The organism is Bacteroides sp. 3_1_13, from assembly GCF_001185845.1.
Lineage (GTDB): Bacteria > Bacteroidota > Bacteroidia > Bacteroidales > Bacteroidaceae > Bacteroides > Bacteroides xylanisolvens.
Window position 1 is genome coordinate 180,361 of record NZ_KQ236955.1, and the last position, 14,842, is coordinate 195,202.

Below are 14,842 nucleotides of genomic sequence, written 5' to 3' on the forward strand. Positions count from 1 at the left end.
AAGAACGTAGTTAATTTATAAAAACAAAAACAATATATGAAAATAGGTAGCATACTAATATTATCCGCCCTGTCGTCCTTGTTCCTTTCTTGCGAGGATGTATTAGATACAAAGACAGTCAATGAATGGGATGATAATAAAGTCTGGAAACTTTCAGACTTGGCACAAGGAGTATTAATGCAAGCTTACTCTGCTATTCCTAATACTCCCAACTGTTTTGACAATAACTTCCTGGATGCAGCAACAGACAATGCCGTAACCAACTCTTATGGTTCAGGTGTCTACAAAGCAGCCATCGGAGGGATTACCGGAGCCGATAATCCCATCGGAAACTGGGATGGATGTTATAAGCAAATGCAAAATATCCATGAATTTCTGGAAAAGGGCTTACGCGATGATTTAAGCTATGACCGTACCAATCCGGAAACGGATGCTGCCATCAAAAAACGATTGGAAGGCGAAGCGCTCTTCCTTCGCGCCTGGTGGGGATTTGCACTGTTGCAACGTTATGGCGGCCGTACTGATGAAGGGGAAGCTCTAGGTTATCCCATTATCACTCATTTTGTCACCATAGAAGAAGCGAAGCAACTAGAAAAGTTCAAACGAAACACCTATCAGGAATGTGTACGCCAGATCTTACAAGATTGCGACCTGGCTATGAAAAAATTACCTGCCACTTATACGGGCGACGACGCTATCGTAGGTGTAGGCAATATAGGCCGTGCAACGTCAATGGCAGCAGCCGTCTTAAAGTCCAGAGTAGCATTATATAGTGCAAGCCCGGCTTTCCAATCTTCGGATACAATTACCTTAAATCATGGAAGTGATTATTCAGTTATCGACCCGGAAGGTTATCAAAAGCAATGGGAACAGGCAGCTCTTATCTCCAACGCAGTACTACAACTACAAGATTTTGGTAAATATACTCCGTTGAAAGCCAACAATATCGCTGATGCTCCAACTACAACACCGACCGATTTTGTATTCCGCAGCTACTTCAATACTAACGGGATGGAAGCAAATCATTTTCCTCCCTTTTATAGGGGAACAGCCCACACGGTTCCTTCACAAAATCTAGTGGATGCCTTCCCGGCTATTGATGGTTATCCAATTGGTGAGAGTGCTGAATATGATCCGGATTTCCCCTATGAAAAACGTGACAAGCGTCTGGTTCTAAACGTTTACTACCAAGGACGTTCATTTGGTGATAATAATACCAACATAGATGTTGTTGCCGGAGGCAAAGATTCCAAAGAATTTCATCCCCAAGCGAGCCGCACCGGTTATTACCTCGCCAAATTCATGTCGAGAAAAAAAGATATGCTAGCTCCCATCCAGAAACTATCTGCCATTCATTACAACCCGCTTCTCCGTAAATCAGAAGTATTCCTGAACTTTGCAGAAGCCTCTAATGAAGCCTGGGGACCGAAAGTGAAAGGACCGGACTGTCAGTATTCAGCCTATGACGTACTGAAAATGATTCGTCACCTATCCGGAGGACTTCCTGAAAACGATGCTTATCTGGAAGAAATGAGTGCCAGCAAAGAACAGTTCCGCAAGTTAGTTCAGAATGAACGCAGACTCGAACTGGCTTTCGAAAATCAACGATATTTCGATATGCGTCGCTGGTTGCTGCCATTAGACGAATCAGTAAAAGGAGTGATTGTGACAAGAGACGCTAACGGTACTCTGTCCTATGCCACAGAAACAGTAGAAGAGCGTAAGTTCAACGACGTACGTTTCTACTATCTCCCTCTTCCTCACGCAGAACTATTAAAGAACCCCAATCTGAAAAACAATATCGGATGGGATAATAACTAATAAACGTAATGATTATGAAAATGAAAAAACTTCAAATAGCATTGTTATTCCTATTGACCGGACTCACTTCCTGTTATGAAGATTACATAGAAGATTATGAAACCACTTCTGCCGGATTCGCCATCAGCAATCCTCTGCGAACCGTTATATCCGACCGTAACATGTCGATCTATGTAGGTGTTTCTTTAGGAGGAAAACGCGAAGTGGACAAGGCGGACTGGGCTAAATTCACCATTGACGAATCACTACTCAACGGCACCGGGTTCACACTTCTGCCGAGTAACTATTACACGCTGGGCGACCCGGAAACATTCCGGGTACGCAAATCCACTCTACCTGTTGCAGATGTAGAAATCAAATTCACGGATGCTTTCTATGCTGACGAACGAACCCATGAAGTGCATTATGCCTTGCCCTTCAGAGTGATAGAAAGTTCTATGGATCAAATTCGCGAGGGAGGAGAAACATCTGTTGTTGCTATCAAATATGCAAGTTCTTTCTCCGGAACCTATTATCTGACAGGCAATGTGGTAGAACTGGACGAAGCCGGAAACCCGATAGAATCTACACGACAATCATACGGTGATAAACAGGACATCATCAAAAGTCCCACATGCGTATTGACAACACTAAGCAAGAGTGAACTCATTCGTCCGGGGATTGGAGATCCAGCAACTGACAAAAAGGACAATCTACGACTAACATTTGAAAACAATGGAAATTTCGGTGGCAACTATAAAGTACAAATCGGTACTGAAAAAGGGTTCCGCCCCGTTGAAGCAATAACCGGAAACTACATCCACAAAAGTGAAGAATATACTTTCAACGGTAATGGAGACGTGCCTTGCCCGGAAATTACGCTGAAATATATCTATGAAATGGACGGAAAGCATTATAAGGTTGATGAGAAGCTCGTATTACGTCGTGATCCTATAGATGATCTGCGTATTGAGACTTGGTAACAATATACTAATGAAACCGGAGACTCATAGTATCATAAGAATCAATCATAGAACAAGATGAAAATATCAGTAAGAAAGACGAGCACACTGTCAACAGCGTTACTGGCAATACTGCCCATAGCGAAAGCGTCCGCACAGCACACCACTCCCTCCCATCCCGATAAACCCAATATCGTTATCATCCTAGCTGACGACCAGGGATACGGAGGAGTGAACTGCTATCCGCACATCAAAAAGATTGTAACACCCAATATCGACAAACTGGCGGCAAGCGGTGTGCAATGCATGCAGGGATATACATCAGGACATCTGTCAAGCCCCACACGCGCCGGGCTGATGACCGGAAAATATCAGCAGAGTTTCGGTTTCTATGGACTTTCCACTCCACACGTAGGTGGAATTCCCCAAGATCAAAAACTATTAAGTGAATACTTGGTGGAAAACGGATACGACACCGCATGTATCGGCAAATGGCACTTGGGAGATTATATCCGAAGTCACCCCAACAATCGTGGTTTCCAGACGTTCTTCGGTTTCATTAACGGGCTGCACGATTATTATGATCCGCTGGTAGGAGGCTCATGGGACGGAGTCTACAATGGACTGGCTTTTACACTGGATAATATGGAACCTGTGACGGAGATGGAATATTCCACCTACGAATACACCAAACGCGCAGTGGATTTTATTCAGAAAAATGCCGACCACCCTTTCTTCCTATATCTGCCTTACAATGCCATACACTCTCCTTTGCAGGCACCCGAAGAATTAATTGGAGAACTGGCTATCAATCCGCAGGAAATCGGCAAGGATGATATTGGTCGTGCCATGACTTTCGCACTTGACCAGGGAGTGGGAAAAGTGGTAGAAACATTGGAACAGCTGGGATTGCGCGACAATACCATCATCTTCTACCTAAGTGACAACGGAGCCGTGGAATACAGTGATAAATGGGAATTCAGAGGACGGAAAGGGTCATACTACGAGGGAGGCATCCGCGTGCCATTCATCGTCAGCTATCCAGCCAAACTGGCCAAAGGAACCATCTACAACAAACCTGTGATGAGTATCGACATCGCCCCTACAGTGATGGAACTCGCCGGACTCTCTCATACTAATATGCATGGTGTCAACCTGCTGCCTTACCTGTCGGGCAAAGACCGGACAGAGCCGCACGATGTACTGTATTGGAGTACGGAGAAGAAAAGCAACAATCAGGTATTCAAAAATGAATTCGCCATCCGGCAAGGTAAATGGAAACTGGTTTCCGACCCGCACTTTGAAAAAGATTATGACCTGTATGACATCGAAGCCGATCCCCAGGAAAAACATGGGCTGAAAGATCAGTACCCCGAAAAGTATAAAGAACTGTTCGGGATATATCTGAACTGGATCAACCAAATGCCGGAAGAGCTTGCCAACGGCGAAAACGCCCGCCTGAAAGGGATGGAACTAATGAGGAAATACCAGCGCAATCTAAAGAAGTCCGGCAAAAAAGTAGTTCCACTTTCATTCGGACCGCATGAGAAAAAGAAAAGCAAGCAATAACACGAACCTTACGCCAAGTGCTCTTTAGTGAATTCTGTGGGGGTGACATCAAACTCTTTCTTGAAACATTTCGTGAAATAGTTAGGATCGGTCATTCCCACAGCACAAGCAGCCTCAGCCACATTCATGCCATCCAACAGATGTTTCTTGGCTTCCCTCATCCGAATACTTCTGATGAACTGCGAAGCAGAACAACCTGTCAGCATTTTCAACTTCGTATGCAACAAACTTCGGCTTACACATAAAGCAGAAGTGATTTCAGTGATTCCATAATCCTCCTTTGAAATATTAGCCATAATCAATTCCACCAAATCTTTCATGAATCTCTCGTCACGTGGATTGTTGGTGATCTGTGTGATATTCAGTTCCTCTGTCTGTTTGAAATGCGCGATACCCGACATTCGGTTCTGTTGCATGTTCCTGACCAGAAGTTCCAGATTCTTCGCATTGAAAGGTTTGGGAATATAAGCATCCGCCCCACACAAATACCCTTGTGTCTGCTCTCCCTCATCGGTTTTTGCCGTTAAAAGAATAACAGGTATATGACTGGTGTTTATATCCTGCTTCACGCGCCGGGTCAGTTCGAGACCATCCATCACCGGCATCATCACGTCACTGATAATCAGACTTGGATATACTTTTTGCATCACTTCGCAAGCCTCCTTACCGTTATACGTCTGAATCACCTGATAGTTCTCCATGAAAATCTCTTTCAGGTAATTATTCATTTCATTGTTATCCTCTACAATAAGGATGGATTGCCGTTCTTCCTGCGAGGGGTGCTTTTCCTGCGTTAGTTTATCGGGAAGTATTTCCACCGTTTCTTTGAGACGCATATTATACTTCTGTATTTCGGCCAGCGTAATGCCGTCCTGCCGTCTTTCAGCAGCTTCATAAGCCTGCTCCGATACGTTAAGAATAACGATGAAGTTCGATCCCTCTCCCACTTTACTTTCTATTTCTATCCGTCCTCTATGCAGCTGGATAAGCGATTTGGTGAGCGAAAGCCCTAATCCGAAACCCTCTCTGTGATCTTTGGGAGAAACCTGATAATAAGGTTCAAAAATCCGGTCTTTCACTTCGTCGGGAATCCCCCGTCCACTGTCTTTCACTGAAATGTGTACAAAGGTCTGTTGATCCTCTTCCTGCAAAGAAGCAGTGAGTTGCACATAATCACCGGGGGCAGTGTATTTAAAAGCATTTGATAACAGGTTGTACATAATCCGCTCCAGTTTGGAAGGAGAAAACCATACTTCTTCATCCGTATCATCCAATTTAACAATGAAGTCAATCTCCCTATCTCGGGCAACTATCTCGAATATATTGGAGAGTTCTTTCAAAAAGAGCATTATATTTCCCTTGCGGACATTTATCTTCTCCTGATTCATCTCAATCTTACTGAAAGAAAGCAACTCGTCTATCAGATACTTCATCTGATTGGCATTACGATAAATGATTTCGATATTCTTCTTGTCATGGTTCGTTATTTCCTTTTGCGACAGCAGACGTTGCAAAGGCGAGAGAATCAATGTGAGCGGTGTTTTCAAATCATGCGAGATGTAGGTGAAGAAGTTAATCTTCTGCTGGTTCAGTTTCTCCATATTCACACGAAGATTGTGTTCTGTCTTCAGGTTCATGACCAGCCTCAACCGGTTCTTCGTATAGCGATATCCGATATATCCCAACATTAACAAACAAACAGCATAGAAACCATAAGCCCATCCCGACAACCAAAAAGGAGGAAGCACACGTATATTGATTATTTTCTCTCCTTTCTCATACCAGTGAATACCATCTTCGCCCGCCTTAATTCTCAACCGGTAATGACCGGCAGGTAAATTCGAGAAACGTACCTGATGTTGCTCACCGATATTCTGCCATTTCTTGTCGACACCCTCCAGTTTCATGGCATACATTGTATTGTTATTATAGCGATAGTTCATTCCCGAATATTCTATCTGTACGGATCTTGCCTGCTTGTGCGTCAGGGTAATCGAAGTACATTCGGAGATTGTCTTCTCAAGAGGCGAGTCGGAAGTAGATGGATTTATCAACTCACCGTTCAATGAAATGGCGGTCAGGGCAATATTAAAACGGGATGGATATTTGTATATTCGTTCGGGATGGAACGAAACCAGCCCGTTGATGGTTCCAAAATACAATACTCCACGGGCATCCTTATAAGCGGAGGAATAGTTGAACTGGTTGGTAGGCAATCCATCCTCGGTTGTATAACGCATGATTCCTCCCTTTGCACGAATACAACACAAGCCATTCACTGTGCCGAACCAGATATTACCTGCATTATCTTCTACAATGCCTTTGATCGAGTTGGAGCCAATCTGCTCTTCCGTATATGACGTGATATACTCCCCTTTACTGTTCAGGAGCAACATTCCATTATCATCCGTACCCACCCATATCTGATTTTGAGAATCAACATAAAGATCGGTGATAAATAATTCTTTATTGGGAAAAGTCGCAATTCTCTCAACCGTCTGTTTGCGTTTGTCAAGCCGAAAGACTCCGTCTCTTCGTGTTCCCGCCCAAACGGTCCCATCAGGAGCATTCACCATGCAGAATATAAACTTTAAGAAAGGCTTTTTAAACTTCATCACTTCGTACCCTTTCCCCTCTTTCCTGAAGATGACAAAACCATTCAGACCTCCATACCAGATGTCATGCTCCGCATCTTCTATCATGCAGAAACCGGAATGCCTCCTGTATAAATCCATCGGAAGAAAAACCTTTGTATGCTGCGTCCGGAAGTTATAACATCTGGCTCCTTTCTCGTAAAGGCCAATCCATAAATCCCCCTCATGATTTAGTAATAAAGAGTGTACGTTCGTAGCTCCAATATCCATTCGTTGATGCAATGCTTCCGAGCGGGTTATCTGTCCGGACTTGTCGATACGGTTCAAACCTCCATCTTCGGTTGCAGTATATATATCCTCATCAGGACCTCCGGTTATCTGTCTCACTGCCTTTCCGCTCAGGTGATTTCTGGAATTTCCGTATGAGAATACATGAAAATTGTCTGTTGCATCGATATAGCAGTTCACTCCACCGAAATAAGTACCCACCCACATATTGTGATTGGCGTCCATAAACAGACTATAAATCGGGTTATCGTTCAAGTTGCTCAAATCCCCTTCGGTCTGCTGATAGTGATGGATCAGTCGCAAATCTTTTCCATAAACAAAAATTCCATACTCGCTTCCTAACCAAATGTTATCCATTCCATCAAGAGCAATAGACTTAAAGATTTTAAACTGTTTACTTTCCTTGATGGAGTAATTCTGTTGATTATTTATATCATAAACATTCACTTGCTGGTTCATATTATACCACAGGCGGTTGAATTTATCGATATAGAGTTTGCTCGATATGTGCGATACACTTTCGGGCAATTTCATAAAGACTTTTTTATGCATATTATAACACTTGGCACCTTTCGGGGTACTGATCCATAAAAAGCCATTATGGTCTTCTGCCAATCCGGACACAAGGCTGGCCTCCGTGCCAGTAAGCAGAAACGGCACAAAAGCATCTTTCTTTTCATCATAGGCATACACTCCATTGCTGCATCCCGCCAGCAACTGTTTATCGAAAGTTTTCAGGAAAACCACATTCGGCTTGGTATTCCCCTCAATCCGATAACGTACAAAACGTCCGGTGGAAGACGAATACTTGCAGATTCCCTCTTCAGTAGCAATCCAGATTACATTCTGCAAGCTGTCATTATAGAGTGTATTTACAAAATTATGGCAAAGCGAGTTCGAATCATTTTCATGATATTGATACGTGACAATATTGTATCCGTCATACCGGCAAAGTCCGTTCCGGGTTCCCAGCCAAAGAAATCCCGAATTATCCTGTGTGATGGCGTTAATCGTTTTATGAGGTAGTTTGTCTAAAGTCTCAAATTGTTTAAACCGCAAATTATTATAATGGATAGTTGCGCATAGGCTCATCGCTGTATATAGGAATAAACCTGTCAGTAAGAATCTTCTTACATTTATGCTTTTCATAACTCGTTTCGTGCTTTTAGTTTATGCAAATATAGAGTTTTTTTCATCTTGCCATCCGTAAATATGTTCAGAGGAAGTGGAAATATGTGTTATTCCTCCTTTTTTTACAAATATGAACGACTTTTGAACGAAATATTACGCATCTATTTCCATATAAAATCCTTTATTTGCAAATGCATATAAGAGCTGTAAGTCTGATCTATTAGTAACACTAAACATATTACACTATATGAAAAACTTATTTTTACCACTATTTTTTCTGTTTTTGTCGGTCACCACAAAAGCGCAATTAAGTGCCGGAGATATATTGGCAGGTGTGAAGTCGCATGACAAAGCCCTCCATATCAAAGGCGGGTGGATTCGTGACCCCTATATCGTATTGGGACCGGACGGAAAATATTACCTGACCGGAACGACTCCTGTTGCCGGCGACCCGAGAGAACAGGACGACCAATACAACACGGGATTGGGTAAAACAAGCATCGTAGGTTATCAGGTACAAGTATGGTGCAGCGACGATTTAGCTCATTGGAAATCTTTGGGCGCTCCTTATTCACTGGCAGAAGATTCACCCACTTTCAAAGGAAGAGAAGAAATGGCTACCAAAAATCCATTGTGGGCACCCGAACTACATTGGACCGGTGACTGCTGGGCACTTGTGTATTGTCCGCAAAAACATAGCGGACTGGCTCTGAGTAGCGGAAAAGATATCAAAGGTCCCTGGAAGCACCCCAACCCGGAAGCATTCCTGAAAAAGCATGACCCGTCTCTCTTTAAAGATGACGACGGAACGTGGTATCTACTATTCAGCAACACACTCATTGTCCCTCTGAAACCGGACTTTGCCGGATTGGCAGGAGAACCGGTGCGTATCGATCCGTCCAACCGCAAAATCGGACACGAAGGGGCTACTATGCGTAAGATCGGAAAGAAATACGTGCATTTCGGTACGGCATGGTCTACCGACCAAGGACGCAAAGGATCCTATAATTTATATTATTGCACATCCGATAAAGTCACAGGTCCTTACAGCGAGCGTCGCTTTGCGGGACGTTTCTTAGGACATGGCACTCCTTTTCAGGACAAAAACGGCAAATGGTGGTGTACTGCCTTCTTCAATGGCAACCGACCGCCGCTGGATCCGGACGGTATTGAAAAACGGGACTTGAGAGAGGACGCACAGACCATCAACAAACTAGGGACGACCATTGTACCTTTGGACGTAAAAATCCTACCGGACGGAGATGTATATATCCGTGCCATCGATCCGCATTACGCAACTCCCGGACCGGATGAAGTGCAATCTTTTCAGTAAAACAAACTCTCTATTCAAACTAACAACAAACACTCCATGAATAAACTTGCATTGATAGCAGGCGGACTGGCACTGGGAAGTACAGTTACCGCACAAGAAAAACCCAATATCATCCTGATATTAGCGGACGACTTAGGTTTCTCCGATTTGGGTTGCTTCGGAGGAGAGATAGAAACTCCGGTATTAGACCATCTGGCCGCACAGGGAATCCGAATGACACAAATGTACAACAGCGCACGCAGTTGTCCCTCGCGTGCCAATCTATTGACCGGATTGTATCCCCATCAAACCGGTTTGGGGCACATGACGGGCAGCCATGCCAAAGAGGCGAAAGGTTATGCCGGATTCCGCTCTAACTCGGACAATGTGACAATTGCAGAGGTATTGAAAGAAGCCGGCTACTTTACCGCCATGGCAGGTAAATGGCATCTGGGAAAAGTCAATCCCGTGCAACGGGGATTTCAGGAATACTACGGACTACTAGGCGGATTCAATTCCTTTTGGAATCCCAAAGTATATACACGCCTACCCAAAGACCGCCCTCTGCACGAATATGCCGAAGGGGAATTCTATGCCACCAATGTAATCACTGACTACGCTGTCGACTTTATCGACCAGGCACACAATGAAGACAAACCTCTATTTCTATATTTAGCCTATAATGCACCCCACTTTCCCTTGCACGCTCCTAAAGCGATGATCGACAAGTATATGAAAACCTATCTGCAAGGCTGGGATAAGATACGCGACCAACGTTGGAAACGTATCGTCGGAATGAATCTGTTGCAGGGGAAACCGGAATTAAGTCCACGAGGTGTAGTGCCCGGCAGCTTCTTTATGGACGAAGCACATCCACTGCCTGCATGGGATTCTTTGACGAAAGAACAACAAACGGACTTAGCCCGACGAATGTCAATCTATGCCGCCATGGTGGATATTATGGATACAAACATCGGCCGTGTTGTCGACAAACTGGACAAGAACGGAGAACTGGATAACACATTCATCCTATTCATGTCAGACAATGGCGCATGCGCCGAATGGCATGAATTCGGTTTCGACGGACACAGCGGACTTGCCTATCACACACACGTGGGAGAAGAACTGGATGGCATGGGACTTCCCGGCACCTATCATCATTATGGAACAGGTTGGGCAAACGCTTGTTGCACCCCACTCACCCTATACAAGCACTATGCATACGAAGGAGGTATTTCCACCCCCTGCATTGCCTACTGGGGAAACAAGGTGAAAAACAAAGGGAAGATAGACCATCAACCCTGCCAATTTTCAGATATCATGCCGACATGCGTCGAACTGGCAGAAACGAAATATCCCCGGACTTATCAGGGAAGAGAAATACTCCCTACAGCAGGTACGTCTATCCTGCCCATCCTACAAGGAGAGAAATTGAAAGAACGCTATATTTACGCCGAGCACGAGGGAAACAGGATGGTGAGAAAAGGGGATTGGAAACTTGTATCAGCCTATTTCAAAGAAGATAAATGGGAGCTATACAACATAACCAAAGACCGCACCGAACAAAATGACCTGTCTGCCCAATATCCGGAACGGGTCAAGGAGATGGAAAATGCCTATTTCGAATGGGCGGACAAGAGTGATGTCATGTATTTCCCCAAAATGTGGAATACCTACAATCAAGGACGGAAAAAAGATTTAAAAGAATACAAAACCAAGTAATAACAATGAAGAAGAAACACGTATTGACAATCATGTTGGGTGCTTTATTGCAGACTTCAGTTTTTGCTGCATGGAGCCCGAAAGGAGATAAAATCAAAACTGTATGGGCAGAAAAAGTGACGCCGGAAAATGTATGGAGAAGCTACCCACGCCCGCAGTTACAACGCTCGCAATGGATGAACCTGAACGGGCTATGGAAGTTTGCGGTGACAGACCAGGCCACAACAAAGAAACAAGTGGAGTATGAGGGAGAAATTCTGGTTCCATTTGCCATAGAGTCTTCTCTTTCAGGAGTACAACGCACTTTTCTTCCTACTGATAAATTATGGTATCAGCACAATTTCACCATAGATGAAGACTGGAAAGGCAAGAATATCATCCTGCATTTTCAGGCAGTGGATTATGAATGTCAAGTATGGGTAAACAATAAACTGGCAGGCACGCACAAAGGAGGAAACAACCCTTTTGAGTTTGACATAACGAAATTCATAAATAAAAGCGGCGATCAGATAGTTGAACTTTCTGTGGTCGATCCTACCGATCAAGAATCTATCTCACGAGGAAAACAACAACTGAATCAGAAAGGTATTTGGTACACTCCGGTATCCGAAATCTGGCAGACGGTATGGCTGGAAGCTGTTAATCCGCAACACATACGCCAAATATTACCGGAAGCGGACATTCATAAAAAGACGGTAAAGCTACATTTGGATATAGCCGGAGCCAAAGGGCAGGAAAATATCAAAGTCGAAGTGATGGATGATGGAAAAGTTATCAAGACTATCACACAAAAGGGTATATCCGACATGGAGATAGAGATCCCGAATGCTGTATTATGGTCTCCGGCTTCTCCTAAAATCTATCATTTGAACGTAGAATTATCCGTTAACGGCAAAACCACTGATAACGTAAAAAGTTATTTTACTCTTCGTGAAACCAGCATCAAAAAAGATGCATGCGGCTACAATCGCATCTGTCTCAATGGAGAACCGATCTTCCAGTTCGGCACGTTAGATCAAGGTTGGTGGCCGGACGGTTTACTCACTCCTCCGTCTGAAGAAGCGATGCTGTGGGACATGGTGCAATTGAAAGAAATGGGATTCAACACCATCCGCAAACATATCAAAGTGGAACCGGAACAATATTATTACTATGCCGATTCACTGGGATTGATGCTGTGGCAGGATATGGTTTCCGGCTTCTCGACCGAAAGAAAGCAAGCCGAACATGTAGCTGCTGGTGCGCCAAATGACTGGAATGCTCCTGCCGAACATTCCGCACAGTGGCAAAAAGAGATGTTTGAAATGATTGACCGTCTGCGCTTCTATTCCTGTATCACCACTTGGGTAGTATTCAATGAAGGATGGGGACAACACAATACCGCTGAAATTGTAAACAAAGTGATGAATTACGACAAGAGCCGTATTATCGATGGTGTGACAGGATGGGCCGACAGAGGTGTAGGACACATGTATGACGTACACAACTATCCGGTTTCGTCCATGATCCTTCCTGAATACAACGGTAACCGTATCTCGGTTCTAGGAGAATTCGGAGGATACGGATGGGCCATCAAAGAACATCTTTGGAATCCGGAAATGCGTAATTGGGGATATAAGAATATTGATGGCGCTGTGGCTTTAATGGATAATTACGGCAGAGTGATACACGATTTAAAAACACTCATTGCACAAGGTCTAAGCGCAGCCATTTACACACAGACAACAGATGTGGAGGGAGAAGTGAACGGCCTGCTGACGTATGACCGCAAGATTACGAAAATGCCGACTTCGCTCCTGCATATCTTACATAACGATTTATATAATGTAGCACCTGCCAAAGCCATTACGTTAGTACCCGACGGACAAGGCGGAGCTAAAAATCAACGTAAGGTATCCGTCAATGGCAGCGAGATGAAACAAGTGATGTTGCCTTATTCCGTCCAGCCGAAAGCAACGGTCGTTTCCGAAACAGAATTCGTTTTAAACCAGCCATTGAAGAACTTATCTTTGTGGTTACGCGCCGCAGGAACAGGCAAAGTATGGTTGAACGGTGTTGAGGTATTCCTCCAAGACATCCGAATGACCAAACAATATAATCAGTACAACCTAAGTGATTATTCTTCCTTATTGAAGAAAGGTAAGAATACAATCAAAATAGAAGTACAAGGAACTAACAAAATGGATTTTGATTATGGGTTAAGAGCTTTTTAAAGTACACTTCAAATTCACGTTTTATTTGTTTTCAATAGGCAGGAAGAGATTGCAGGTAAATCTGCAATCTCTTTTTGCCATTTTAAAAGGAATCCGATTATAACTTTTCGTTATCGCCCAAAACTATTTGCAATGAACAATTTGCTTTCTAATATGTTAACTTTGTAGCGACAAAAAGAAAGAGTAAATTATTCACTTTTTAAACATATAAGATTATGGAATTTCTAACCAACGAGAAACTTACGATTGTGGGAGCTGCCGGAATGATCGGCTCCAACATGGCACAAACAGCCATGATGATGAAACTCACTCCGAATATTTGTCTCTATGATCCATTCGCACCAGCTTTGGAAGGAGTAGCTGAAGAACTGTATCATTGCGGTTTTGAAGGTGTCAACCTTACCTATACTTCCGATATCAAGGAAGCGCTGACCGGAGCTTCTTATATTGTTTCTTCCGGTGGAGCAGCCCGTAAGGCAGGTATGACCCGCGAAGATCTGTTGAAAGGAAATGCAGAGATTGCCGCTCAATTCGGAAAAGACGTTCGTCAATATTGCCCGAACGTAAAACATATCGTTGTCATCTTTAATCCTGCAGACATCACCGGCTTGATTACTTTGTTGTATTCAGGTTTGAAACCTTCACAAGTTTCTACATTGGCTGCGTTGGATAGCACCCGCCTGCAAAACGAACTGGTGAAATACTTCCATATCCCCGCTTCCGACATTCAGAATTGCCGTACGTATGGCGGTCATGGAGAACAAATGGCTGTATTTGCATCTACCACCAAAATAAAAGGAGAACCCCTGACCGATTTCATCGGTACTACCCGCCTTCCGTTGACGGAATGGGAAGCACTGAAAGTACGTGTCATCCAGGGTGGAAAACATATCATCGACCTGCGCGGCCGTTCTTCTTTCCAAAGCCCGGCTTATCTGTCTATCGAAATGATTGCTGCTGCTATGGGCGGACAGCCATTCCGCTGGCCTGCCGGAACGTATGTTTCCAATGGCAAATTCGACCATATCATGATGGCGATGGAAACTTCAATTACTAAAGACGGCGTTACTTATAAAGAAATAGCCGGAACTCCTGCCGAACAGGAAGAATTAGAAAAGAGCTACGAACACTTATGTAAACTTCGTGACGAAGTGATTGAAATGGGAATCATCCCAGCCATCAAGGACTGGCATGCTTTGAATCCCAATATTGACTAATCAAACAATATTAGCGAAAGCAGAAGGCCGAAAC

8 protein-coding genes are annotated in these 14,842 nt (G+C 43.9%); 7 read left to right on the forward strand and 1 reads right to left on the reverse strand.

Features of this window, described 5'->3' with window-relative positions; all coding sequences use genetic code 11:
* The first annotated feature begins 36 nt into the window (after positions 1–36).
* From HMPREF9009_RS00650 to HMPREF9009_RS00660, 3 genes are read left to right on the forward strand one after another with little or no spacing between them, the layout of a single operon-like run.
* Positions 37–1,821, forward strand: a complete 1,785-nt coding sequence (locus tag HMPREF9009_RS00650; RefSeq protein WP_049701183.1) for a RagB/SusD family nutrient uptake outer membrane protein — start codon at positions 37–39, stop codon at positions 1,819–1,821.
* Positions 1,822–1,835: 14 nt separating this feature from the next.
* Positions 1,836–2,783, forward strand: a complete 948-nt coding sequence (locus HMPREF9009_RS00655; RefSeq protein WP_083444178.1) for a DUF1735 domain-containing protein — start codon at positions 1,836–1,838, stop codon at positions 2,781–2,783.
* 57 nt (positions 2,784–2,840) lie between these two features.
* On the forward strand, positions 2,841–4,331 hold the full coding sequence (locus tag HMPREF9009_RS00660; protein ID WP_049701184.1) for a sulfatase family protein: 1,491 nt from the start codon (positions 2,841–2,843) through the stop codon (positions 4,329–4,331).
* Positions 4,332–4,339: 8 nt separating this feature from the next.
* Here HMPREF9009_RS00660 and HMPREF9009_RS00665 read toward each other — a convergent pair whose 3' ends face one another.
* A complete protein-coding gene (locus tag HMPREF9009_RS00665; protein WP_049701185.1) occupies positions 4,340–8,362 on the reverse strand; it encodes a hybrid sensor histidine kinase/response regulator transcription factor in 4,023 nt (1,340 codons plus the stop codon).
* Between the two features lie 229 nt (positions 8,363–8,591).
* Between HMPREF9009_RS00665 and HMPREF9009_RS00670 the strand changes: the two genes are divergently transcribed.
* The 4 genes from HMPREF9009_RS00670 to HMPREF9009_RS00685 all read left to right on the forward strand — a co-directional run bounded on the left by HMPREF9009_RS00670 (position 8,592) and on the right by HMPREF9009_RS00685 (position 14,808).
* Complete coding sequence (locus tag HMPREF9009_RS00670; RefSeq protein WP_049701186.1) at positions 8,592–9,677, forward strand: family 43 glycosylhydrolase; 1,086 nt, start codon at positions 8,592–8,594, stop codon at positions 9,675–9,677.
* A gap of 36 nt (positions 9,678–9,713) precedes the next feature.
* Positions 9,714–11,378 (forward strand): arylsulfatase, encoded by a 1,665-nt coding sequence (locus HMPREF9009_RS00675; RefSeq protein ID WP_049701187.1) that lies wholly within the window; start codon positions 9,714–9,716, stop codon positions 11,376–11,378.
* 5 nt (positions 11,379–11,383) lie between these two features.
* The gene (locus tag HMPREF9009_RS00680; protein ID WP_049701188.1) at positions 11,384–13,591 is read left to right on the forward strand and encodes a glycoside hydrolase family 2 protein; all 2,208 of its coding nucleotides are present in this window, start codon (positions 11,384–11,386) and stop codon (positions 13,589–13,591) included.
* Between the two features lie 215 nt (positions 13,592–13,806).
* Entirely contained in the window at positions 13,807–14,808 is a 1,002-nt protein-coding gene (locus HMPREF9009_RS00685) for a malate dehydrogenase (RefSeq protein WP_008644979.1), read from the forward strand.
* Positions 14,809–14,842 lie beyond the last annotated feature (34 nt).